A 21,091-nucleotide genomic window follows, 5' to 3' on the forward strand; every position below is an offset into this window, starting at 1 on the left:
GGCAAACCGGCTCCCACAGGATTGTCACTGCACTCAAGAACTTTGCAGTACCTGTGGGAGCCGGCTTGCCGGCGATAGCGCCGTTATAGGAGAAAGGCTTACTCCCCGCGATTCTTCTTCACGATGCCATCGGCAATGCTTGCCGGCGCCTCGGCGTAGCGCGTGAACTCCATCGAGAAACTCGCCCGGCCCTGGGTCATCGAGCGCATCGAGGTGGCGTAGCCGAACATTTCGCCCAGCGGCACCTCGGCACGGATCACCTTGCCGGCCGGGGTCTCGTCGCCATCCTGGATCATGCCCCGGCGCCGGCTCAGGTCGCCGAGGATATCGCCCTGGTACTCCTCGGGCGTCACCACCTCGACCTTCATCACCGGCTCCAGCAGCACCGCGCCACCTTTCTGCGAAAGCTGTTTGGTGGCCATGGAGGCGGCAATCTTGTAGGCCATCTCGTTGGAGTCGACGTCGTGGTACGAGCCGTCGAACACCGCCGCCTTCAGGTTGATCAACGGGTAGCCGGCAAGCACGCCGTTCTTCATCTGCTCCTCGATGCCTTTCTGGATCGCCGGGATGTACTCGCGCGGCACCACGCCGCCGACGATCTCGTTGATGAACTCCAGGCCTTCCTTGCCTTCGTCGCCCGGGGCGAAGCGGATCCAGCAATGGCCGTACTGGCCGCGCCCGCCCGATTGGCGCACGAAACGCCCTTCGATCTCGCAGGTGTTGCGGATCTTCTCGCGGTACGCCACCTGCGGCTTGCCGATATTGGCTTCGACGTTGAACTCGCGGCGCATACGGTCGACGATGATGTCCAGGTGCAGCTCGCCCATGCCGGAGATGATGGTCTGGCCGGTTTCCTCGTCGGTCTTGACCCGGAACGACGGGTCCTCCTGGGCCAGCTTGCCCAGGGCGATGCCCATTTTTTCCTGGTCGGCCTTGGTTTTTGGCTCCACTGCCACGGAAATCACTGGGTCGGGGAAGTCCATGCGTTCGAGGATTATCGGCTTGTCCATGTCGCACAGGGTGTCGCCAGTGGTCACGTCCTTCATGCCGATCAGTGCGGCGATATCGCCGGCGCACACGTCCTTGATCTCGGCGCGCTGGTTGGCGTGCATCTGCACCATGCGGCCGATGCGCTCCTTCTTGCCCTTGACCGAGTTGAGCACCGCATTGCCCGAGCTGAGCACGCCCGAATATACCCGGGCGAAGGTCAGGGTGCCGACGAACGGGTCGGTGGCGATCTTGAAGGCCAGGGCCGAAAACGGCTCCTTGTCGTCGGCGTGGCGTTCCAGGTGCTTCTCTTCATCGTCCGGGTCGGTGCCCTTGATCGCCGGGATTTCGGACGGGGCGGGCAGGTAGTCGATCACCGCGTCGAGCATCAGCGGCACGCCCTTGTTCTTGAATGACGAGCCGAGGATGGTCGGGACGATTTCGTTGGCGATGGTGCGTTGGCGCAGGGCGGCCTTGATCTCGTCGACGGTCAGCTCTTCACCTTCGAGGAATTTCACCGTCAGTTCGTCATTGGCCTCGGCGGCGGCTTCGATCATGTGCGCGCGCCATTCGTCCGCCAGTGCCTGCAGTTCGGCGGGAATCTCTTCTTCGCGGTAGCTGGTGCCGTTGTCTGCGTCGTTCCAGTAGATGGCTTTCATCTTCACCAGGTCGATCTGGCCGATGAAGTTTTCCTCGCTGCCGATGGCCAGCTGGATCGGTACCGGGTGGTGGCCCAGGCGCTGGTCGATCTGCTTTACAACGCGTAGGAAGTCCGCACCCTGGCGGTCCATCTTGTTGATATAGGCCAGGCGCGGCACATGGTACTTGTTGGCTTGGCGCCACACCGTCTCGGACTGTGGCTCGACCCCGTCGGCGCCGCTGAATACCACCACCGCGCCATCGAGCACGCGCAGCGAGCGCTCCACCTCGATGGTGAAGTCGACGTGGCCGGGGGTGTCGATGATATTGAAGCGGTACTTGTGCTCGAACTGCTTGGTCGAGCCCTGCCAGAAGGCCGTGGTGGCCGCCGAGGTGATGGTGATGCCGCGCTCCTGCTCCTGAGCCATCCAGTCCATGGTCGCGGCGCCGTCGTGCACCTCGCCCATCTTGTGGTTGACCCCGGTGTAGAACAGGATCCGTTCGGTGGTGGTGGTCTTGCCGGCATCCACGTGAGCGACAATGCCGATATTGCGGTACAGCTCGATGGGAGTCGTGCGGGCCATGGCGGGTCACCTGCGGGTGAGGATTCTCCCAAGGTAGCAGAGCGGGAGAATCCTGCCGGGGCGACCGTCAGTCGGCAAGCACCTGCAGCTGCCATTGGCCCTCGGCTTCACGCGCCAGGCCGCTGGCCGGCAGCAGGGCCAGCAGGCGTTCGTGCAGGGTCGCGTCGGTGAAGGCCTTGAGGGTAGCCATGTCCAGCGCGCCGACGGTGATCAGTTCGGCCTTGGTGTAGGACAGCCAGGCCTTCTTCAGCACCATCAACACGTCGCTGCCGGCGGTGCTGGCAAAGCGTCGGTGCAGGGTGCGGCCTTCCAGTTCGAAGCTGTGGCGGTGGCTGTAGCTGCCCTCGTCGCCATTGCCCTCGACGCAGCGGTGGCAGCGGCAGGAGCCGTCGCCGAAGGCGTTACGCAGGTAGGCGTTGAAGTCCACGACGGGCTTGAGGGTCAGGCGTTTGTCGACCTCGAACAGGTCGGCGATCAGGGGTTGTTCTGCGCTCACTCGGTATCCTCGCGTGGTGTGGCGTGCATCGGCGGGCACCCTAACAGATCGGCGCCCGCGAGGCCATGTCGGCCAGGTCGCAGGGCCTCCCGTGGAAGCGGGCCTGCCCCGCGATGAGCCGATAGAGACAACCCCGAGCGTCTGCCGTACTCTTGTCACCCATTTCCAGCCCCATACCCCGAGGTAACCCCGCTTGAGCAGCAAATACCCCTACATCGCCACCGTGACCGTCAGCGCCGAAGACCGTGGGGGCGATACCGAGGCTGCGGAGAACAGCAACATGCGCGTGGGCCTGGAGGCGGTAACCGAAGTGCTGAAGAAGGTGCATTTCGTCGGGACACTCGCGGCACCGGAAAAAGGCGCCACGCACATCTGCGTCACGTTGGAAAATGGCCTTACTTACTACGGCCTGATCGTCAACGGCCATGCCGAACTCGAAGGCGGCTGGATCGCCTTCGAATGCGACATGCCCACCCCCGAAGAGCTGGGCCTGTAAGCCTTACCCCAGTTCAGCCAGGCACTGCTCGAGAATATCCAGTCCTTCCTCGAGCAGCTCGGCCTCGATGGTCAGTGGCGCCAACAGGCGGATGATATGCCGCGCCTTGCCACTTGGCATCAGCAGCAACCCCTTGGCACGCGCCGCCTCCAGCACCTTGGTCAGTTGCGCCGGTGCCGGGCTGCCATCGCCGTTGACGAACTCCAGCCCGCGCATGGCGCCGACCCCGGTCAGGCGGCCGAGCGAGCTGGGCAACCCTGCAGCTTTCCAGCGCGCATGGCGTGCGACGATGGCCTGTTCCTGGCGTTCGCCCCAGGTGGCGAGGTTGTCGTCGGTCATCTGCGCAATGCTCGCCAAGGCCGCCGCACAGGCGATCGGATTGCCCGAGTAGGTGCCGCCCAGGCCGCCCTTGGGCAGCGAGTCCATGATCTCCCGGCGGCCGACCACCGCGCCCAGGGGCATGCCACCGGCGATGCTCTTGGCCAGCAGCAGCAGGTCCGGCTCGATACCCAGTCGGGGGAAGGCGAAACGCTGCCCGGTGCGGCCAAAGCCGGACTGGATCTCGTCGACGATGATCAGTATCCCGTGGCTGTCGCAAAAGCGGCGCAAGGCCTGGGCGAAGCTTGGATCAAGGGCGAGGAAACCACCTTCACCCTGCACCGGCTCGAAGATGAACGCCGCCACGTCCTCCACCGCCAACTCCACGCTGAACAGGCGTTCCATGGCCTTGAGCGCCTGTTCGCAGCTCACCCCGGTGTCCGGGCTGGGGTAGGGCAGGTGATAGACCGGGCCTGGCAGTTCCCCCACGCGTTGCTTGTACGGGGCTACCTTGCCATTGAGGTTGAGGGTGGCCAGGGTGCGGCCATGGAAGCCGCCGTCGAAGGCGACGACGGCGCGCTTGCCAGTGGCGCCCCGGGCGACCTTCAGCGCGTTTTCCGCCGCTTCCGCGCCGCTGTTGGTGAGCATGCCGGCCAACGGGTAGCTGACCGGGACGAATTCACACAGGCGCTCCATGAGCTCCAGGTAGGGGCCGTGGGGCGCCGCGTTGAAGGCGTAGTGGGTCAGGCGCGTGGCCTGCTGCTGGATCGCTTCGACTACCGCCGGATTGCAGTGGCCCAGGTTGAGCACGCCAATGCCGCCGACGAAGTCGATGTAGCGCTTGCCGGTGATATCCCAGACTTCGGCATTGCGACCATGGGAAAGCGTGATCGGGTGAACGATGGCAATGGACTGGCTGATGCTTGGCTGATTCATGTGCGCGGCGCCTGTGATTCGATGGCGTGAATATCGAAGCGTGCAGGGGGTATCCGCAAACGATTTATTGGATTGCCGTCATTCCTTTGATTCATGAATTTCTGCAGAGCGTTGCCTAGCGCTGAAATCGCGCCAAAGAAAAAGGCGGCTGTCCCTTAAGGGGCAGCCGCCTTTTGCTGATTCGCTTCGAGCCTTCGACCGTTGGGATCAGTGGCGACGCTTGTGCTTGCGGTTGTTGTCGCCCATGTGGTTACCGATGGCGCCACCAGCCGCGCCGCCCAGGCCGGCACCGATGGTCGAACCGTTGGAGCCGCCAAGTTTGCCGCCGATCAGCGAACCGCCCGCCGAGCCCAGGCCGCCGCCGATGGCCGCCTCGGTACGGTTGCCCTTGCGCGCGCCTACCGCGCTGCCGGCCGCGCCACCGAGGCCGGCGCCGATCGCCGCGCCGGCGCTGCCGCCGATCTGTTTGCCCACGACGTTGCCAAGGGCGCCACCCAGGCCGCCGCCGATGGCCGCGGTGCCGTCACCGGCGAAAGCGCCCTGGCAGAGCAGCAGGCCGAGAGCGAGGGAAGGCAGAGTCAGACGCATGTTATGAACCTCAGGGGAATCATCAGGGGTAGATTGCCGCACGCTCGCGGCGAGTCAGGGTTGCAAGGACGCTTCAGCGGTAGTAGCGGTCACGGTACTGGCGGTCGTCATCGTCGCGGTCATGGCGATGGTGGTGACGGTGGCCGCGGTCACGGTCGCGCCAGCCATCGTCATCGTCGTGGTAATGATTGCTGTAGCAGCCGCCGAGCAGCAGCAGGGTGGCGATCATGGAAAGGCTTGCAAGGCGTTTCATCACGTTATAGGTCCTTGATCCGCAACGGTTTACGCGGTACCTCCTGAGACACGAGGCGATCAGTTTGGTTCTTTGTCGCGCAAGATTTTATTGCGGCGGCGATGAACGGCAGCGGTGATTCACCTAGTGTGATGTTTTGCAAATACGACCAAAAATCGCCGCGAGTTATGGTCGTTATTTGTGAAACACCACACTCGTGCCCCGGCAGTGCTAGAGTCACCTTCTTTTTTTGTCCCGAGGATGGAACATGCGAGCAATTCTGCCGATCACCGTGGCGCTGCTGCTGGCGGGCTGTGCATCGTCGACCATGGAAGCGGCGCGCAACGGCGCACCCACCGCGCAGTTGGATTCGCACAAGACGCCGGATCTGGTGGCACAGTGCATTCAGTTCAGCTGGCAGGAAGAAAACACCTTCGGGGTCGACGCCAGCGGCTACCTGGAGGCCCGCAAGCAAGGTGGTTTCACCGTGTACACCCGCGAGGCCGAGTCGTTCGTCGACGTCTATGCCCAGGCCGGCGGCACGCGGGTGGACTACTACGCGCAGAAGAACGACGGCATGGCCCTGCGCCGACGCGCGGCAGCCGCCACCTGCCTGTAGGCTGTACTCGGCCAGCGGCGCAGGGTCACATCGGCAGCAGCCGGTCCTGAATCACTTCCTTCATCACCAGCGTCGAACTCAGGCGCTTCACATTGGGAATGCTGGTCAGTTGCTCGTCATACAGCTTCTGGAAGGCCGGCAGGTCCCTGGCCACCACGTGCAGCAGGTAGTCGGGGTCGCCGAACAGGCGCTGGGCCTCGACGATCTGCGGGATCTCGGCCAGCGCCGCCTCGAAGTCCGCCACCGGCTGGCGGGTCACCTCGCGCAGGGTCACGAATACCAGCGCGGCGAAATTCAAGCCCAGGGCCGCCGGGGCCAGGCGGGCGTGATAACCGAGAATGGCGCCTGTGTCCTCCAGTGCCTTGAGGCGCCGGTGGCAGGGCGACAGGCTCAAGCCCACGCGCTCGGCCAGTTCGGTCACCGACAGGCGCCCGTCTTTTTGCAGCTCGGCAAGGATCTTGCGATCGATTCGATCCATTAGGAAGATTCTTCCATTGTTTGGCTTGTTCCGGGAAATATACGAAATAAAATCCCCGGGCGATATCCGTAGTCTTTCTTTCATCGAAACCTGTGTGAAAGGAAGGCTCGAAATGGCCATGAGTGTACTGACGGCGTTCTGGGCCGTTTCCCTGCTGTTCGTGATGACCCCCGGCGCCGACTGGGCCTACGCCATCTCGGCCGGCATGCGTGGGCGTTGGGTCGTGCCGGCGGTGGCGGGCATGTTGTCGGGGCATCTGCTCGTCACCCTGGTGGTGGCAGCCGGGGTCGGTAGTCTGATCGCCGGTCACCCGCTGGCGTTGACCTTGCTGACCCTGGCTGGGTGCGTGTACCTGCTGTGGCTGGGCGGCAACCTGCTGCTGAGCCCGGCGGTGCCCGAGGCCGGCGCGGCTGGTGGGCAGGACTCGGGGTCGCGCTGGGCATTCAAGGGCCTGTGCGTCAGCGGCCTCAACCCCAAGGTGTTCCTGCTGTTCCTGGCCTTGCTGCCGCAGTTCACCGACCCGCAGTCGAGCTGGCCGTTGCCTCTGCAGATCCTGCTGCTGGGCTTGGTGCACCTGGGCAGTTCGCTGGTGATCTACCTGATGGTCGGCTACGGCGCCAAGGCCGTGCTACGCACCCGGCCTGCCGCGGCGCAGGCCGTGGGGCGGTTGTCCGGCGCGGTGATGATCCTGATTGCCGCGGGGCTGATTGCCGGGCAGTTGCGTTGAGCCTGTCAGGCACGGCGGGTTGGGCTATGCTGACGGCCCCCACAAACCGGACCTGATCCTCATGAAATACGCCGCCGCACTTCTGCTCAGCCTGTTGGCGCTCGTGGCCCACGCCGCGCAACCCGGCGAAACCCTCGCGCCCTGGACGTTGCTCGATCAGTACGACCAGCCCTACAGCCTGGGGGCCGATACCCGCATCCTGCTGGTCGCCCGCGACATGGACGGTGCCAAGCTGGTCAAGGCGGCGCTGGCCGAACAGCCCAAAGGCTACCTGGAGGCGCGGCACGCCGTGTTCGTCGCGGATATCCAGCGCATGCCGGCGTTGATCAGCAAGCTGTTCGCCATCCCTGCCATGCGCGACTACAGCTACCGGGTACTGCTTGACCGCAAAGGTCGGGTTGCCAGCCGCTATGCCGGGGATGAGGGCAAGGTGCTGTGGCTGGCGCTGGATCACGGCGTGGTGGCAGCGCGCAACAGCTACGCCGATGCCGATGCCCTGAAGGCGGCGTTGGACCAGGCTGGCCGCTGAACCGGCCTGCCCGGTAGCTCAGGCGAAGGCCTGGCGCAGCAGTTGCGGCAGCACCTCACCTGCCTTGCCGGGCAGCATGAACGCCCGCGGATGCTCGCAGGGCACAGGCTGCGGATTGACATGCACCACCGTCGCCCCTGCCGCCAGTGCCATGCGAGGTATCGAGGCCGCCGGCTGTACCAGGCCTGAGGTGCCTACCGACAGCAGTACATCGCACTGTCGCGCGGCGGCGAAGGCCTGCTCCAGCACCGCCTCGGGCAACATCTCGCCAAACCACACCACCCCGGGGCGCAACGGCCCGGCGCAGCAAGCGCAGCGCGGCGGCTCGATGCGGCGGCCGTGTACGGCATCCTCGGGCAGTGCCACGGGCTCATCCGCCGGGCGCGCGCAGTCCAGGCAGCGAAAGGCATTCAGCCGCCCATGCAAGTGCAGCACGGCACGGCTGCCCGCGCGTTCGTGCAGGTCGTCGACGTTCTGCGTCACCAGGGTCAGCTTCGGCACCTGCGCGGCCAGCGCGGCGATGGCCAGGTGACCCGCGTTGGGCTCGGCCTTGGCGATCCCGGCGCGGCGCATCTGGTACCAGCCCCAGACCAGCGCCGGATCGGCGCGAAAGCCCTCGGCGCTGGCCAGTTGCGCCGGATCGAAGCGCGCCCACAGGCCGGTCAGCTTGTCGCGAAACGTGGCGATGCCACTTTCCGCCGACACCCCGGCACCGGTGAACACCACCACGTGGCGGGCCTGGGCAAGCAGCGTCGGATCGAATGGCATGAGGGCTTCCATGGTGCGGTGCAGGGCGGCCGGTCACTGTGCCAGTGGGCCGCGGGTCGGACAAGATCCGAGTGAACCCTCGGCGCGCGCGGAAGACCAAGCCAGTACAGCCAATAGGAGAAGACTCATGGAAATCGGAACAATCTGGTTCGTTGTCGCGCTCGTCGTTATCCTGCTGGAAATCTGGGCGATCTGGCACATCATCGGCAGTGATCGACGCGCCGAGCGCAAGATGCTGTGGGTGGTATTCGTCGTTTATGCACCTTTCCCAGGCTTGTTGTTCTGGGCCTGGCGCGGACCACGGGCAGTGAAGGGCAGGGCGGTCCTGCAGGAAAAATAGGCGCCAATCAAGGCGTGGCTGGGGCTTGACCTCGACTTAACCTGAGGTTTGATACTCGGCCGCTCTTTCCATTGATGGAGCGATACCATGACCCAGCCAGCCGCCTTTGCCCTGAGCAACCCAGAAGGGCTCTACGACCCCAGTGGCAATGCCTATTCCCACGTCGCCGAGGTACGCGCGGGCAGCCGCCTGCTGTACATCGCCGGCCAGGGCGGCGAGGACCTGCAAGGCAAGTTGTCGGCACGTTTCGACGAGCAGGCGCGCCAGGCCCTGGTGAACCTGAAGATCGCCTTGGCTTCACGTGGGGCAACGCTCGAGCACGTATGCAAGCTCACCCTGCTGGTGGTTGACCATTCCGAGGCACGGCTGCGCCATTGGGTGGCCGAGGCCGAGCATGCCTGGGGCGGCCGGATGACCCCGACCTGCACCTTGATCCCGGTGCCCCGCCTGGCGCTGGACGGCATGCTGGTGGAAGTGGACGCGGTGGCGGCCCTGCCGCAGGCGTGACAAACCCGCATCCATCGTCTTGGCGGCGAGCCGCGAGGGTGGATGCGATACCGCCTCTGCTGCAAACGCCTGGGCGCCCAGGTAGACTCGCGCTCCCGCATTCATCGAGCCTGTTTCATGACCCTCCCTGTCGAGCTGCTCCAGACCGGCCCCGAGCATGCCGACCTGGTGCGCAACCTCTACCAATTCTACGCCTACGAGTCCTCGGACTGGGAGCAGGAAGATGTCGAGGCGGACGGGCGCTTCTACCTCCACGAGCCGCACTTCACTCGCTACTGGCAAACTCCGGGCTGGAGCGCCAGCCTGATACTGGTGGACGGTTTCATCGCCGGCTTCCTGCTTATCGAGCGCAGTGAACTGACCGGCATCGACGCCTGGGAGCTGGCCGACCTGTTCGTGCTCAAGAAATATCGCCGCCAGGGCGTGGGCCTGGCGGTAGCGCGACGCACGCTGTGCCAGGGTCAAGGCGACTGGTTGGTGCGGTGTTATCGCGAGGATGCCCCGGCCCTGGCGTTCTGTCAGGCAGTACTGGGCGACCTGCCACGGCCCGTGCGGGAGATTGTCCTGGATGACGAGCCGTTGTTGTGCAACTTCCTGGTGACTCAGCGACTGCACAGAAGGTCTGCGGGTCGAGCACAGCAAGGTTTGCGTTCTCACGGCCAGCGATTATCGCGGGCGGTGATGGACATGTGAGAAAGTGGCCGATCAGCGAACGGAATGTACTGATTGGACCACAATGCTTTGTCCACCCCGTGGCTTCTCTTCTAGAATCCGTCCATGCCCGGGCGCCATGCCGGGGCAATCGCCCGAGAGCCCCATGAGTTCCAGTACACCGTTGTCCGGAGTCAACCAGCCGCTGCGCGGTATCGCCCTGGTGGTGGTGGCTACCTTCCTGTTCGCCAGCCACGACGGTTTGTCGAAATTCCTCGGCGGGATCTACCCGGTCATCATGGTGGTGTGGGTCCGTTACCTGGTGCACACCTTGCTGATGGCCGGGATCTTCCTGCCCAAGGCTGGCCTGGCGGTACTGCGCACCCGCCGGCCATTGCTGCAAACCCTGCGTGCGCTGAGCCTGCTCAGCACCAGCCTGCTGTTCACCGCCGGGCTGCAGTACCTTCCGCTGGCGGAGGCGACCTCGGTCAACTTTCTCGCCCCGGTGCTGGTCACCGCATTGTCGGTGCCGCTACTCGGGGAGCGGGTGACCCCGGGACAATGGCTGGCCGTGGTCATGGGCTTTGTCGGGGTGCTGGTGGTAGTGCACCCAGGCGGCGCGATGTTTACCCCGGCAATCCTGTTTCCCTTCGGTTCGGCCCTGGGTTTTTGCTTCTACCAGTTGCTGACGCGCAAGCTGGCGGCCCATGACAGCCCGACCACCAGCAATTTCTACGCGGGCGTGTGCAACACCCTGATCATGACGGCGCTGGTGCCGTTCTTCTGGCAGACGCCGCAGTGGCCGCATGTACCGCTTATGCTGGCGCTGGGCGGCTGCGGGATGACCGCCCACCTGCTGTTGACCCAGGCGTTCCGCTACGCGGCACCAGCGTTGCTGGCGCCGTTCAGCTATTGCCAGATCGTGTTCGCCGGGTTGCTGGGCTTGGTGGTGTTCGGGCAGATACCGGACAGCACCAGCCTGGTCGGCATCGCGGTGATCTGCCTCAGCGGCCTGGGGGCGGCCTGGATGCAGCGGCGGCGTTGAACGCCCCTTTATCCCACGCGTCCTTCGTGCTGCTTGCGGTACGCCCCCGGCTGTACACCGACAGCCTTGGCGAACGCCCTGGTGAAGGCCGCCACTGACTGATACCCGGCCTGCGCGCCTACCTGCTCGACGGTATTGCCGGCCTTGAGCAACTGGCAGGCATGACGCATGCGCAGGGCCAGCAGCACCTGTCCGGGGGATTGCCCGGCCAGTTCGTTGAAACGCTTGAAGAACGCCGAGCGCGACAGCCCCGCGCAGGCCGCCATGGCCTCCAGCGTCCAGGCCTGGCCTGGCGCCTCGATCAAGCGCTCCAGCAACCCGGCGAAGGCCGGCTGGCGGGCGAGGGCGACCAGCCCGCCCAGCGCCTGGCCATCGTGTGCCTGCTGGCGCAGCACATAGAGGAACAACAGGTGGGTCAGGCGTTCGAGCAGCGCCTGGGACGGCTGCGGGCGCCGGCATTCCTCGAGGATCAGCCCGAACAGCGCCCGTGCCGCGCTGCCGGCGGGGTCGCTGGCGCGCAGCAGGATCCAGTCCGCCAGCCCGTCGACGATCAGCGACGACAACCCCGACTGGAAGTGGAAGAAACCGCATACCAGCCCGACGCCATCCCCGGCTTCCAGGTCCAGCGCCTGCATGCTCCGGCGCGGCTGGGCACAGGCGTCGGCGGCATTTTCGTCGCCGGACAACCGATAGGCCAGGTCACGCAAGAGAAACACCGCATCACCGCTCTCCAGGCGCAGCGGCTGCGCCTGGCCGTCGATGTGCAGCCAGCAATGGCCTTGCACCACCAGGTGGAAACTGGCCCGGCCCAGGCCCTGGGTGCTGGCGTGCCAGCCGCCGCAGTAGCGGCCCACATGGAACAGGCTGGCATCGAGCTCCAGGCTATCTAATAACCAATCGACGAGGGGGCTGGAAGAAATCATCTAATGCAAGGACTCTGGAGCAAGGAAAGGCGACTGATGAATATGGATGCTACTTCTTATAACCAACAGACTGTAGCGACCTACATCAAAGGAGACCACTCCATGTCCGCGCGCATCACTCTACACAGCCTGCAGACCGCTCCGGAAGCCGCCCGCCCGTTCCTCGAGAACGCGCAGAAGAACTCCGGCTTCATCCCCAACCTTCTGGGCATCCTGGCCAACGCCCCGGCGGCGCTGGAAACCTACGTCACCGTCTCGGCGCTCAACGGCAAGTCCGAGCTGACCCTGGCCGAGCGCGAAGTGGTGCAGCTGATCGCCGCCACCCAGCACGGCTGCGACTTCTGCGTCGCCGGCCACACCGCCGTGGCGCTGAACAAGGCCAAGCTGCCCCAGGAAGTGGTCGATGCCCTGCGCGCCCGCGGCGAACTGCCCGACGCCCGCTACGAGACCCTGGCCGCGTTCGCCCGGGAAGTGATCGCCACCCGCGGCAATGTCAGCGACGCCACCTACCAGGCCTTCCGTGAAGCCGGTTTCAGCGAAGGCAACGCGCTGGAAGTGATTCTCGGTATCAGCCTCGCAACCCTGTGCAACTTTGCTAATGTGTTCGCCCAGACGCCGCTCAACGACGAGCTTGGCAAATACCGCTGGCAGCCTTCGGTCTGACCGAGGCCTGATGCCGGCGCGCCCGGCGTTTCACAAGGAGTTAGGGACATGCTTGACCATGCATTTGGACAGTGGCTGGATGCCAATGCCGAGGCCATCGACCAGGGCCAGTGCGATCCGCACCTGGTGCTGGCGCAGATCGCCGAGTCGCAGTTGCTGCGTATCGGCGTCGACCCGGCCCTGGGTGGCACGGGCGGCGACGTCAGCGAGGCGGTCGAGGCCATTGCCGCCATCGCCAGTCGTTCGCTGGCCGCGGCCTTCGTCTGCTGGGGCCAGCGCGCCTTCATCGAATACCTGCTGCAAAGCCCCAACCGGGAGCTGTGCAAACGGCTGATGCCCGACTTGCTCAAGGGCGAACTCGCCGGGGCCACCGGCCTGTCCAATGCCATGAAGTTTCTCTCCGGCATCGAGGCCTTGCAGGTGCGTGGCCGCCTCGCGGCCGATGGCTGGAACCTCGAAGGTCGGCTGCATTGGGTGACCAACCTGCGCAAGCGCGGTTTCGTGGTGGCGGCGGCCATCGAGGATGACGCCGGCGGTGCACCGTTCGTGGTCGCCATTCCCTCCAACGCGCCGGGCCTGGAGCGCTCCGACGATCTGCAACTGATGGGCCTGCAGTCGAGCAATACCGCGGCGCTGGCGTTCCACCAGGTGCCACTGGCCCGCGACTGGCTGCTGCATGACAACGCCCGCGAGTTTCTGCCCAAGGTGCGCCCGGCGTTCCTGGCGCTGCAGTGCGGCATGGCCATGGGCCTGGCCCGGCGAGCGCTGGATGAAGTGCAGGAGCACCTGCAGGGCCGTGGCTCGTTCCTCGAAGAGGCCCGCCAGGTGCTCAAGGAACGCCTGGAGAATACCGTCGGCGAGCTCAAGCAGGGGTTGCTCGACGGGCGCTTCCAGGGGCAACCGGCCGCCTTGTTCAAGTTGCGCATCACCCTCGCCGAATGTGCCGCCGACGCCGTGCAGCTGGAACTTCAGGCCAGCGGTGGCAAGGCCTACCTGACGGCCTATGGCGAAGGCTTCGCCCGGCGTTGGCGCGAGTCGGCGTTCGTGCCGATCGTCACCCCGAGCCTGGTGCAGCTGCGCGCCGAACTGCAACGCCAGGCGGCCAGCGCATGACCGAGGTGCTGCTCGAAGCCCGTGACATCAGCCTGGGCTACCCGCGCGACGGTGGCTGGCAGGCGGTGCTGGAACAGTTCGACCTGGAGCTGGCGCCAGGCGAGGTGGTGACCATCCTTGGCCCCAGCGGGGTCGGCAAGTCCAGCCTGTTGCGCGTGCTGGCCGGGCTGCAGCAGGCCCGTGGCGGCAGCGTGCAGCTGCGCGGCGAGCCGCTGCAGGGGCCGCACCCGCGCCTGGCGGTGGCGTTCCAGGACCCGAGCCTGCTGCCCTGGCTGAGCCTGGAGAAGAACGTCGCCTTCGGCCTCGACTTCGCCCGCCAGCCCAAGCTGGCGGCGGCCGAGCGGCGCGCGCGTATCGACCACGCCATCGACGCGGTGGGCCTGGCCCACGCCCGCTGCCAGTACCCGGCGCAGTTGTCCGGCGGCATGGCCCAACGCACCGCGCTGGCCCGCTGCCTGGCGCGCCAGCCCGAGGTGCTGTTGCTGGACGAGCCATTCGGCGCACTGGACGAGGTGACCCGCGCCGACATGCAGCAACTGCTGCTGCAACTGATCGCCACCCACAATACCGCCGCCGTGCTGATCACCCACGATATCGACGAAGCCCTGCTGCTGTCCGATCGCGTGCTGCTACTGGGCAACCACCCGGCGCGCACCCTCGGCCAGTGGCACATCGACCTGCCGCAGCCGCGCGCGCAGCGGGTCGAGGAACTGGGCGCGCTGCGTATCGAAATCCTCAAGACCCTTCGGCGGGCAAGCCGCACAGCCGAACCCACTCCATCCCCCTTGCCCTCGGAGGCTGTCCATGTGCATGGATGACTGCTGTTCCACCACGTCCCGTCGCGATTTTCTCAAGCTCAGCGCCATGCTCACCGCCGCCGGCGCCGTGCCATTGCTGTCGAGCCTGCAGGCCCGCGCCGCCGCCGAGCCGGACGCGCCGGTGCGCATCGGCTACCTGCCGATCACCGATGCCACGCCACTGCTGGTGGCGCACAACAACGGCCTGTTCGAGGCCGAGGGCATCAAGGCCGAGCGCCCGGTGCTGCTGCGCAGTTGGGCCCAGGTGATCGAGGCGTTCATCTCCGGGCAGGTCAACGTCATCCACCTGCTGTCGCCGATGACCGTGTGGGCGCGCTACGGCAGCAAGGTGCCGGCCAAGGTCGTTGCCTGGAACCACGTCGGCGGCTCGGGCCTGACCGTGGCCCCGGACATCACCGACATGAAGCAGCTCGGCGGCAAGACCGTGGCCATTCCGTTCTGGTACTCGATCCACAACGTGGTGCTGCAGCAGATGCTCACCGACAACGGCCTGAAGCCTGTGTCCAAGCCCGCCACCGCGCAGTTGGCGGACAACGAAGTCAACCTGCTGGTGCTGCCGCCTTCGGACATGCCGCCGGCCCTGGCCAGCAAGCGCATCGCCGGCTATATCGTCGCCGAACCGTTCAACGCCCTGGCCGAGAACCTCAAGGTCGGCCGCGTGCAGCGCTTTACCGGCGACGTTTGGCGCAACCACGCCTGCTGCGTGGTGTTCATGCACGAGCATGACCTGAACAATCGCCCGGAGTGGTCGCAGAAGGTGGTCAACGCCATCGTCAAGGCCCAGCACTGGACCCGCGAGCACCGCGCCGAGGCTGCGGCGTTGCTGTCCAAGGCCGGCCCTAACAAGTACACCCCGCACGAACCTGCGGTACTGACCAAGGTACTGGCGCCATCGGTCGATGACCGTGCCGGCTACATCGCCAGCGGCGCGATCCAGCACCAGCAGTGGGACGAGAAACGCATCGACTTCCAGCCTTATCCGTTCCCCAGCTACACCGAGGAGCTGGTCAAGCGCCTGAAGAACACCCTGATCGTCGGCGAGAGCGATTTCCTTGCCGCCCTCGACCCGGCCCAGACCGCCCGCGACCTGGTGGACGATCGATTCGTGCGCAACGCCATTGCCGAGGTGGGTGGCCCGGCGGCGTTCGGCATTGCCGAGAACTTCCAGCGTAGCGAGGAGTTCGCGGTCTGATGCGCAGGCATTTCGTGCATGGCGCCCTGGGCCTGGCGGGCCTGGCGGCGCTGCTGTTGCTGTGGTGGGCGGGGGTGCGCCTGTTTGGCGCCGCCGATGGCCTGTCGGCGCGCTTCGCGCCCCAGGCCACGTTGCAAAGCCTGATCGAGCTGCTGGGGCAGGGCGAGGTCTACGGGCATATCTGGGTGAGCCTCGAGCGCATCCTCGTCGGCCTGCTGCTGGCGCTGCTGATCGGCGTGCCGCTGGGCCTGCTGGTGGGCAGCTATCGCCACCTGGAGGCGGCGACCACGCCGGCGTTCCAGTTCCTGCGCATGATCTCGCCGCTGTCGTGGATGCCGGTGGTGGTGATGCTGATGGGCGTGGGCGACCAGCCGATCTACTTCCTGCTGGCCTTCGCCGCGCTGTGGCCGATCCTGCTCAACACCGCCGCCGGGGTGCGTCAGCTCGACCCGCGCTGGCTGCAATTGAGCCGCAGCCTCAGCGCCACGCGCTGGGAGACGTTGTGCAAGGTGATCATCCCCGGGGTGATCGGCCATGTGCTGACCGGCGTGCGCCTGGCCATAGGCATCCTGTGGATCGTGCTGGTGCCGTGCGAAATGCTCGGGGTGAGTGCAGGGCTTGGCTATTTCATCCTCGACACCCGCGACCGGCTGGCCTATTCGGAGCTGATGGCGATGGTGCTGCTGATCGGCGCACTGGGGTTCATGCTCGACACGTTGGCGCGGGCGCTGCATCGACGCTGGGTGCATGCCTGAAGAACGAGAGCGCGGGCCTGGATTGGTGGGGGCGGCATAACGCAGCGCCTACAAACTCTGCGTTCAACCAGGATTTCAGGCGCATCCCTGCGCCTGAGCAGGTCAGAAGCTGTACTTGGCGGTCAGCATCAGGTTGCGCGGATCGCCAAAGGTGTCGCCCCCGTAGTTCACCGAGCTGGAAATCGACGAGTAGTACTTCCTGTCGAACACGTTGTTGGCATTGAGCTGCAGGTCCAGGTGCTGGTTGACCGCGTAGCCGGCCATCAGGTCGGTCACCGCATAGGCGCCTTGCTCGAGGCGGTAGCGGCCGCCATCGGCCACGCTGAAATCGTTGTACATGCGGCTCTGCCAGGTGACGCCGCCACCAACGCGCAGTTTTTCCAGCGGGCCCTGGAAGCGGTAGGTGGTGAACAGCTTGAGCTGGTGCTCGGGGGTGTCGGAGGACAGCGGCTTGTTGACGTTGGCGGGGTTCTTGGCGTCCTTGATGGTGTGCACGCGGGCGTAGGTGTAGCCGGCACCGATCTGCCATTGCTCAGTCAGCGCGCCCTGCACCTCGAAGTCGATACCCTGGCTGCGCACCTCGCCGGAGGCTTCGTAGCAGGTGAACTGGCCCGCTCTGCAGACGCTCTTGTCGTTCACCTCGACCGCGCGGTTTTCCTGGTCGATGCGGAACACGGCAAGGCTGGCATTGAGCGCGCCATCGAAGTATTCACCCTTGATCCCTACCTCGTAGTTCTTGCCTTCGATCGGCCGTACCGGCGTGCCGCTGCTGTCCTGGCTGTCCTGTGGCTGGAAGATATCGGTATAGCTGGCGTAGACCGAGTGGTGTTCGTCCAGCTCGTAGATCAGGCCGGCATAGCGGGTGACGTTGCGGGTCACCTTGTAGTCGCCATCGTTGCTGCCGCGCTTGTCGTAGTCGTACCAGTCCAGGCGCCCGCCGAGGATCAGCTTGAGCGGGTCGGCCAGGCTCAGGCGGGTGGTGGTGTACACGCCTTCCTGGTTGATCAGGTAGCGACTGCTGCTGGTGTGCAGGAAGTCGGGCTTGCCGCCGTCGATGGGGTAGTCCATGTCGTAGGGGCTGTAGATGCGCTCGCTCATGTCGTAGATGCGCTTGCTGGCGCCGACCACCAGCTCGTGGGTGCGCCCGAATGCCTCGAACGGGCCGCTGGCGAAGGTGTCCAGGCCCAGCTGGTTCTCGTCGTGGGCCGACTGGTAGACCGTGCGGCTCAGCGGCTTGGCCAGGTCCCAGCGCGACTGGTAGGAGCCGCGGAACAGCGCGTTCTGCTCGCTGTAGGTGGCGTTGACCTGCAGCTTCCAGTCATTGGCCAGGCGCTGGCGAACCTCGGCGAACAGGGTATTGATCTCCTGGTCCTTGACCTCCCAGTCGGTGGCCGGGTTGTAGGAGCGTGGCAGGTCCAGGTGGTGGCCGTCGAGGGCGGTGGGGATCGCGCCCCAGAATACGTTGGTCTTGTCCTTCTGGTGGGAGAGGCCGAGGGTGAGGGTGGTGTCTTCGCTCAGGTCGGCCTCGGTGATCGCGTAGAACAGCCCGTGGTCCTCCTGCTGGCCGTCACGGAAGCCGTTGGCATCCTGGTACGAGGCCACCACGCGGCCGCGCAGGGTGCCGCTGTCGTTGAGCGGGCTGGAGGCGTCCAGTTCGCCACGGTAGTTGTCCCAGCTGCCGGCGGCGCCGGTGAGGGTGACTTTCTGCTCCGCCAGCGGGCGCTTGCGCACCAGGTTGATCGCCGCCGAGGGCGTGCCGGAACCAGTGACCAGGCCGGTGGCGCCGCGCACCACTTCCACCCGGTCGAACATTGCCAGGTTCGGCTGGGCGCCGACCACCCAGCCGGTGTAGGCGCTGGGGATGCCGTCGTACATGATGTTGTCGACGTCGAAGCCACGGGCCTTGTAGGTCTGCCGGCCCGGGCCGTTGGACTGGTTGAGGAACAGGCCCGGGGTGTACCTGGCGACGTCGTTGATGCTGGTCATGCCTTGGTCGTCCATGCGCTGGCGGGTGATCACCGTCACCGCCTGAGGCGTTTCGCGCATGGTCAGCGGCAGCTTGGTGGCGGTGGACATGGCGCCAGTGGTGTACGACTTCGACCCCTCGGTGGTGCTGCCCAGGCTGCTGTCGTCGATGGCCGTGGCGCCCAGCTCGATCACGGCGGGGGCCTGTTCGGCTGCCAGCGCGGGGGTGAGGGTCGCCATGCAGATGGCCATGGCCAGCAGGTTGCGGGTGGGCGCGAAACGGTGGGGCGAGGGGAGCGATGACATGCCGAGCTTTATCCTTATTACTAGTGCTTATGAGAACGATTAGCAATAAGTATGTCGGGATTGCCCGATCAAGAACAGGGTGTATGAATTGAAAATGATGAAATTTTCACATTTTCCATTCGAATGGATTGGTTTGCCCACAGCCACACCTATCGATCAGTGCCACCTGCGCCAATCCGTTTACCTTGTTGCCTGCCTATTTCCAGCGCCTGGCCGTCGCGTTGCTTGCCGTGCCGTGCCTGGCCCACCAGCTCGGGGATCAGCGGCCCCTCGGGCAGGTGGCGCCAGAAGCGTCCGGGCAGATGCTGGCGCAGCGCGCCGGGGTTGAGCCGGGCGGGGTTGAAGGTGTGTCGGTAGTAGGCCAGCCACAGTTCGGCCCCGGGGTCGTCGGCGTTGCGCGCCCATTGCCGCCAGTCTTGCGGGCACTGGCGGCGGTAGTCCAGTTGCGCGCCGTCGTAGCGGATGCCGTCTTGGGGCGTGGCGATCAGCCAGCGCTGGCGGCCGAGGCGTTCGGCGAAGTGCGCGCTGGCGCTGTCGAGGATGTCATGGGCGGGCTCGTGGTAGGCCACCAGATCCAATTGCAGCTGCTCGGCCAGCGCCTCGGGCAGTGGCACGAAGCGCACGAAGGCATGCAGGTGATGAGCCTCGCGGCCGACCTGACGAATGCGCCGTTGCAGCTCGCTGCCCAGGCGGTCGCCGGCCAGCATCGCGGTGCGATCGCCATGGGCGACGCGCCACAGCACCTCGTACAACAGGTTCCAGCGCTGCTCGCCGCGGTAGCGCCCGGCCTGTTCCAACTGGGCCAGCAGCGCCGCCGGCACGCGGGCGTGGAACGGGCCGGGGCCTGCGGGCAGGGGCGTGGGCACGGCCAGCAAGTCATCCATCCAGGTCTGGCCCCAGGTCACCGTGGCCGGGTCGATGCCGTGGCCGAGCAGTTGGCGGGCCTGGCCGCGCCAGATGGCGAAATCATCGCCGCAATCCAGCGCGATCATCCCCACAGCCCCATCTGCACAGGCGCCTGGGGTTCACGCAGGCGGGCCCGCAGCAGGCCGCTGCGCAGCTCGGCCTGGGCCGGGCGGTAGTCGCTGGTGACGATGAACGGGCGGGCCTTCTCCAGCACGCAGCGCAACTGGATCAGGTCGTCGTAGCGGATGCGCCGTTCCCGGCGCAGGGCGACCAGGCGCTGCACGCTGCGCAGGCCGATACCGGGGATGCGCGCCAGCAACGCCGGCTCGGCGCGGTTGACGTCAAGCGGGAAGACCTCGCGGTTGGCCAGCGCCCAGGCCAGCTTGGGGTCGATGTCCAGGGCCAGGTTGCCGGCCCCGCCCAGTAGTTCGCCGGCCTTGTAGCCGTAGCCGCGCAGGAGGAAGTCGGCCTGGTACAGGCGGTGTTCGCGCAGCAGCGGTGGTGCGGCCAGGGGCACGCTGGAGGGGCTGTCGGGGATCGGGCTGAAGGCGGAGTAGTAGACCCGTTTGAGTCCATAGCCCTGGTACAGCGACTCGGCGTTGCGCAGCAAGGTGCTGTCGTCGGTGGCGTCGGCGCCGACGATCACCTGGGTGCTCTGCCCGGCGGGGGTGAAGCGCGGTGCCCGCGGCTCGCCGGCGACGGCCTGCTGGCCGTGGTGGATCACACCCATGGCCTGGCGGATGGTGCTGGCGCGCTTTTCCGGGGCCAGGCGCTGGAGGCTGGCGTCGGTGGGCAGTTCGATGTTCACGCTCAGCCGGTCGGCCAGGCGCCCGGCTTCCTCGATCAGCAGCGGGTCGGCGTCGGGAATGGTCTTGAGGTGGATATAGCCACGAAAGGCGTGTTCTTCGCGCAGCAGGCGCGCCACCCGGATCAGCTGCTCCATGGTGTAGTCGGCGGAGCGGATGATGCCTGAGCTGAGGAACAGGCCGCTGATGCAGTTGCGCCGGTAGAAGTCCAGGGTCAGGCGCACCACCTCCTCGGGGCTGAAGCGTGCTCGGGGCACGTTGCTTGAGCGGCGGTTGACGCAGTACTGGCAGTCGTACAGGCAGAAGTTGGTCAGCAGCACCTTGAGCAGCGACACGCAGCGGCCATCGGGGGTGTAGCTGTGGCAGATGCCCATGCCATCGGTGGCGCCGAGGCCGTCGCGGCCGCGCGAGCTGCGCTTGGGCGCGCCGCTGCTGGCGCAGGACGCGTCGTACTTGGCGGCGTCGGCGAGGATGCCGAGTTTGGCGATGAGTTGCATGGGGTGTTCCGCTGAATACTGAATATTCATACAGTATTTCGGGATTGGTCTGATGGCAAGGGCTTCTGATCGGCCAGGCGCTGCCAAGTCCCCCATGGAACGCCCGAGCGCTCGATTACAGAATTGTAATCTTCATGCCACCCCCCAGATAACCAATGCTCCCTAAAGTCCCTCGCCAAAGCATTCCGCCGCTTGTCGACGAGGACT

At 65.8% G+C, this 21,091-nt stretch carries 24 protein-coding genes; 13 read left to right on the forward strand and 11 right to left on the reverse strand.

Annotated elements, in window-relative coordinates; genetic code table 11:
- Nucleotides 1-98: 98 nt before the first annotated feature.
- Both fusA and OH705_RS04245 read right to left on the reverse strand, forming a co-directional pair.
- Entirely contained in the window at nucleotides 99-2,210 is a 2,112-nt protein-coding gene (gene fusA, locus OH705_RS04240) for an elongation factor G (protein ID WP_104445142.1), read from the reverse strand.
- 67 nt (nucleotides 2,211-2,277) lie between these two features.
- A complete protein-coding gene (locus tag OH705_RS04245) occupies nucleotides 2,278-2,706 on the reverse strand; it encodes a hypothetical protein (protein WP_104445143.1) in 429 nt (142 codons plus the stop codon).
- Nucleotides 2,707-2,899: 193 nt separating this feature from the next.
- Between OH705_RS04245 and OH705_RS04250 the strand changes: the two genes are divergently transcribed.
- Nucleotides 2,900-3,202 (forward strand): hypothetical protein, encoded by a 303-nt coding sequence (locus OH705_RS04250; RefSeq protein ID WP_023630477.1) that lies wholly within the window; start codon nucleotides 2,900-2,902, stop codon nucleotides 3,200-3,202.
- Between the two features lie 3 nt (nucleotides 3,203-3,205).
- On the opposite strand, the gene OH705_RS04255 is transcribed toward OH705_RS04250, so the two are convergent.
- The 3 genes from OH705_RS04255 to OH705_RS04265 all read right to left on the reverse strand — a co-directional run bounded on the left by OH705_RS04255 (nucleotide 3,206) and on the right by OH705_RS04265 (nucleotide 5,297).
- Nucleotides 3,206-4,456: an aspartate aminotransferase family protein gene (locus OH705_RS04255; RefSeq protein WP_094011342.1), complete on the reverse strand. Its 1,251-nt coding sequence runs from the start codon at nucleotides 4,454-4,456 to the stop codon at nucleotides 3,206-3,208.
- 207 nt (nucleotides 4,457-4,663) lie between these two features.
- Entirely contained in the window at nucleotides 4,664-5,044 is a 381-nt protein-coding gene (locus OH705_RS04260) for a glycine zipper domain-containing protein (protein WP_094011343.1), read from the reverse strand.
- 73 nt (nucleotides 5,045-5,117) lie between these two features.
- Nucleotides 5,118-5,297 (reverse strand): hypothetical protein, encoded by a 180-nt coding sequence (locus OH705_RS04265; RefSeq protein ID WP_031316984.1) that lies wholly within the window; start codon nucleotides 5,295-5,297, stop codon nucleotides 5,118-5,120.
- Between the two features lie 247 nt (nucleotides 5,298-5,544).
- Here OH705_RS04265 and OH705_RS04270 point away from each other — a divergent pair, with 247 nt between their 5' ends.
- A complete protein-coding gene (locus OH705_RS04270) occupies nucleotides 5,545-5,895 on the forward strand; it encodes a hypothetical protein (protein ID WP_023632956.1) in 351 nt (116 codons plus the stop codon).
- A 25-nt stretch (nucleotides 5,896-5,920) separates the two neighbouring features.
- Here OH705_RS04270 and OH705_RS04275 read toward each other — a convergent pair whose 3' ends face one another.
- Nucleotides 5,921-6,373 carry an Lrp/AsnC family transcriptional regulator gene (locus tag OH705_RS04275; RefSeq protein WP_038706418.1) on the reverse strand — a complete coding sequence of 151 codons (453 nt, stop codon included), beginning with the start codon at nucleotides 6,371-6,373 and terminating at the stop codon, nucleotides 5,921-5,923.
- Between the two features lie 112 nt (nucleotides 6,374-6,485).
- Between OH705_RS04275 and OH705_RS04280 the strand changes: the two genes are divergently transcribed.
- Together OH705_RS04280 and OH705_RS04285 are read left to right on the forward strand one after the other, a co-directional pair.
- On the forward strand, nucleotides 6,486-7,100 hold the full coding sequence (locus OH705_RS04280) for a LysE family translocator (protein ID WP_038706417.1): 615 nt from the start codon (nucleotides 6,486-6,488) through the stop codon (nucleotides 7,098-7,100).
- Between the two features lie 61 nt (nucleotides 7,101-7,161).
- Nucleotides 7,162-7,629 carry an FAD/FMN-containing dehydrogenase gene (locus OH705_RS04285; RefSeq protein WP_094011446.1) on the forward strand — a complete coding sequence of 156 codons (468 nt, stop codon included), beginning with the start codon at nucleotides 7,162-7,164 and terminating at the stop codon, nucleotides 7,627-7,629.
- A gap of 18 nt (nucleotides 7,630-7,647) precedes the next feature.
- Here OH705_RS04285 and OH705_RS04290 read toward each other — a convergent pair whose 3' ends face one another.
- Nucleotides 7,648-8,397, reverse strand: coding sequence for an SIR2 family NAD-dependent protein deacylase (locus tag OH705_RS04290; RefSeq protein ID WP_094011345.1), 750 nt, complete (start codon nucleotides 8,395-8,397; stop codon nucleotides 7,648-7,650).
- Between the two features lie 127 nt (nucleotides 8,398-8,524).
- On the opposite strand from OH705_RS04290, the gene OH705_RS04295 reads away from it, so the two are divergent.
- From OH705_RS04295 to OH705_RS04310, 4 genes are all read left to right on the forward strand, one after another.
- A complete protein-coding gene (locus tag OH705_RS04295) occupies nucleotides 8,525-8,737 on the forward strand; it encodes a PLDc N-terminal domain-containing protein (RefSeq protein ID WP_031315336.1) in 213 nt (70 codons plus the stop codon).
- A gap of 87 nt (nucleotides 8,738-8,824) precedes the next feature.
- On the forward strand, nucleotides 8,825-9,244 hold the full coding sequence (locus tag OH705_RS04300) for a RidA family protein (RefSeq protein WP_267301126.1): 420 nt from the start codon (nucleotides 8,825-8,827) through the stop codon (nucleotides 9,242-9,244).
- Between the two features lie 117 nt (nucleotides 9,245-9,361).
- Nucleotides 9,362-9,937 (forward strand): GNAT family N-acetyltransferase, encoded by a 576-nt coding sequence (locus OH705_RS04305; protein ID WP_267301128.1) that lies wholly within the window; start codon nucleotides 9,362-9,364, stop codon nucleotides 9,935-9,937.
- 124 nt (nucleotides 9,938-10,061) lie between these two features.
- Nucleotides 10,062-10,940, forward strand: a complete 879-nt coding sequence (locus OH705_RS04310; protein ID WP_023631060.1) for a DMT family transporter — start codon at nucleotides 10,062-10,064, stop codon at nucleotides 10,938-10,940.
- An 8-nt stretch (nucleotides 10,941-10,948) separates the two neighbouring features.
- Here the strand turns inward: OH705_RS04310 and OH705_RS04315 are convergent, their stop codons facing one another.
- Nucleotides 10,949-11,863, reverse strand: a complete 915-nt coding sequence (locus OH705_RS04315; protein ID WP_104445145.1) for an AraC family transcriptional regulator — start codon at nucleotides 11,861-11,863, stop codon at nucleotides 10,949-10,951.
- A gap of 102 nt (nucleotides 11,864-11,965) precedes the next feature.
- On the opposite strand from OH705_RS04315, the gene OH705_RS04320 reads away from it, so the two are divergent.
- Genes OH705_RS04320 through OH705_RS04340 form a run of 5 tightly spaced genes read left to right on the forward strand, consistent with a single transcriptional unit; the run spans nucleotide 11,966 to nucleotide 16,404 of the window.
- The gene (locus tag OH705_RS04320) at nucleotides 11,966-12,526 is read left to right on the forward strand and encodes a carboxymuconolactone decarboxylase family protein (RefSeq protein WP_038706414.1); all 561 of its coding nucleotides are present in this window, start codon (nucleotides 11,966-11,968) and stop codon (nucleotides 12,524-12,526) included.
- A gap of 48 nt (nucleotides 12,527-12,574) precedes the next feature.
- Complete coding sequence (locus tag OH705_RS04325) at nucleotides 12,575-13,639, forward strand: acyl-CoA dehydrogenase family protein (protein ID WP_023633026.1); 1,065 nt, start codon at nucleotides 12,575-12,577, stop codon at nucleotides 13,637-13,639.
- Nucleotides 13,636-14,457 (forward strand): ABC transporter ATP-binding protein, encoded by an 822-nt coding sequence (locus OH705_RS04330; protein ID WP_267301132.1) that lies wholly within the window; start codon nucleotides 13,636-13,638, stop codon nucleotides 14,455-14,457. The genes OH705_RS04325 and OH705_RS04330 overlap by 4 nt, the downstream gene beginning before the upstream one ends.
- Nucleotides 14,444-15,649, forward strand: coding sequence for an ABC transporter substrate-binding protein (locus OH705_RS04335; RefSeq protein WP_094011348.1), 1,206 nt, complete (start codon nucleotides 14,444-14,446; stop codon nucleotides 15,647-15,649). The genes OH705_RS04330 and OH705_RS04335 overlap by 14 nt, the downstream gene beginning before the upstream one ends.
- The gene (locus OH705_RS04340; RefSeq protein ID WP_038706411.1) at nucleotides 15,649-16,404 is read left to right on the forward strand and encodes an ABC transporter permease; all 756 of its coding nucleotides are present in this window, start codon (nucleotides 15,649-15,651) and stop codon (nucleotides 16,402-16,404) included. The genes OH705_RS04335 and OH705_RS04340 overlap by 1 nt, the downstream gene beginning before the upstream one ends.
- Before the next feature lie 102 nt (nucleotides 16,405-16,506).
- Here the strand turns inward: OH705_RS04340 and OH705_RS04345 are convergent, their stop codons facing one another.
- The 3 genes from OH705_RS04345 to OH705_RS04355 form a co-directional block, all read right to left on the reverse strand.
- On the reverse strand, nucleotides 16,507-18,675 hold the full coding sequence (locus OH705_RS04345; protein ID WP_267301134.1) for a TonB-dependent siderophore receptor: 2,169 nt from the start codon (nucleotides 18,673-18,675) through the stop codon (nucleotides 16,507-16,509).
- Between the two features lie 149 nt (nucleotides 18,676-18,824).
- A complete protein-coding gene (locus tag OH705_RS04350; RefSeq protein ID WP_038706409.1) occupies nucleotides 18,825-19,667 on the reverse strand; it encodes a TIGR03915 family putative DNA repair protein in 843 nt (280 codons plus the stop codon).
- Nucleotides 19,664-20,884, reverse strand: a complete 1,221-nt coding sequence (locus tag OH705_RS04355; protein ID WP_263157888.1) for a putative DNA modification/repair radical SAM protein — start codon at nucleotides 20,882-20,884, stop codon at nucleotides 19,664-19,666. Before OH705_RS04355 ends, OH705_RS04350 begins: the two co-directional genes overlap by 4 nt.
- Nucleotides 20,885-21,091: the final 207 nt, after the last annotated feature.

The organism is Pseudomonas sp. BJa3 (genome assembly GCF_026343815.1).
GTDB lineage: Bacteria > Pseudomonadota > Gammaproteobacteria > Pseudomonadales > Pseudomonadaceae > Aquipseudomonas > Aquipseudomonas soli.

Coding starts and splice junctions, on each gene's coding strand:
- fusA (WP_104445142.1), bottom strand. CDS start 2,210: ATGGCCCGCACGACTCCCATCGAGCTGTACCGCAATATCGGCATTGTC.
- OH705_RS04255 (WP_094011342.1), bottom strand. CDS start 4,456: ATGAATCAGCCAAGCATCAGCCAGTCCATTGCCATCGTTCACCCGATC.
- OH705_RS04260 (WP_094011343.1), bottom strand. CDS start 5,044: ATGCGTCTGACTCTGCCTTCCCTCGCTCTCGGCCTGCTGCTCTGCCAG.
- OH705_RS04265 (WP_031316984.1), bottom strand. CDS start 5,297: ATGAAACGCCTTGCAAGCCTTTCCATGATCGCCACCCTGCTGCTGCTC.
- OH705_RS04270 (WP_023632956.1), top strand. CDS start 5,545: ATGCGAGCAATTCTGCCGATCACCGTGGCGCTGCTGCTGGCGGGCTGT.
- OH705_RS04275 (WP_038706418.1), bottom strand. CDS start 6,373: ATGGATCGAATCGATCGCAAGATCCTTGCCGAGCTGCAAAAAGACGGG.
- OH705_RS04280 (WP_038706417.1), top strand. CDS start 6,486: ATGGCCATGAGTGTACTGACGGCGTTCTGGGCCGTTTCCCTGCTGTTC.
- OH705_RS04285 (WP_094011446.1), top strand. CDS start 7,162: ATGAAATACGCCGCCGCACTTCTGCTCAGCCTGTTGGCGCTCGTGGCC.
- OH705_RS04290 (WP_094011345.1), bottom strand. CDS start 8,397: ATGCCATTCGATCCGACGCTGCTTGCCCAGGCCCGCCACGTGGTGGTG.
- OH705_RS04295 (WP_031315336.1), top strand. CDS start 8,525: ATGGAAATCGGAACAATCTGGTTCGTTGTCGCGCTCGTCGTTATCCTG.
- OH705_RS04300 (WP_267301126.1), top strand. CDS start 8,825: ATGACCCAGCCAGCCGCCTTTGCCCTGAGCAACCCAGAAGGGCTCTAC.
- OH705_RS04305 (WP_267301128.1), top strand. CDS start 9,362: ATGACCCTCCCTGTCGAGCTGCTCCAGACCGGCCCCGAGCATGCCGAC.
- OH705_RS04310 (WP_023631060.1), top strand. CDS start 10,062: ATGAGTTCCAGTACACCGTTGTCCGGAGTCAACCAGCCGCTGCGCGGT.
- OH705_RS04315 (WP_104445145.1), bottom strand. CDS start 11,863: ATGATTTCTTCCAGCCCCCTCGTCGATTGGTTATTAGATAGCCTGGAG.
- OH705_RS04320 (WP_038706414.1), top strand. CDS start 11,966: ATGTCCGCGCGCATCACTCTACACAGCCTGCAGACCGCTCCGGAAGCC.
- OH705_RS04325 (WP_023633026.1), top strand. CDS start 12,575: ATGCTTGACCATGCATTTGGACAGTGGCTGGATGCCAATGCCGAGGCC.
- OH705_RS04330 (WP_267301132.1), top strand. CDS start 13,636: ATGACCGAGGTGCTGCTCGAAGCCCGTGACATCAGCCTGGGCTACCCG.
- OH705_RS04335 (WP_094011348.1), top strand. CDS start 14,444: ATGTGCATGGATGACTGCTGTTCCACCACGTCCCGTCGCGATTTTCTC.
- OH705_RS04340 (WP_038706411.1), top strand. CDS start 15,649: ATGCGCAGGCATTTCGTGCATGGCGCCCTGGGCCTGGCGGGCCTGGCG.
- OH705_RS04345 (WP_267301134.1), bottom strand. CDS start 18,675: ATGTCATCGCTCCCCTCGCCCCACCGTTTCGCGCCCACCCGCAACCTG.
- OH705_RS04350 (WP_038706409.1), bottom strand. CDS start 19,667: ATGATCGCGCTGGATTGCGGCGATGATTTCGCCATCTGGCGCGGCCAG.
- OH705_RS04355 (WP_263157888.1), bottom strand. CDS start 20,884: ATGCAACTCATCGCCAAACTCGGCATCCTCGCCGACGCCGCCAAGTAC.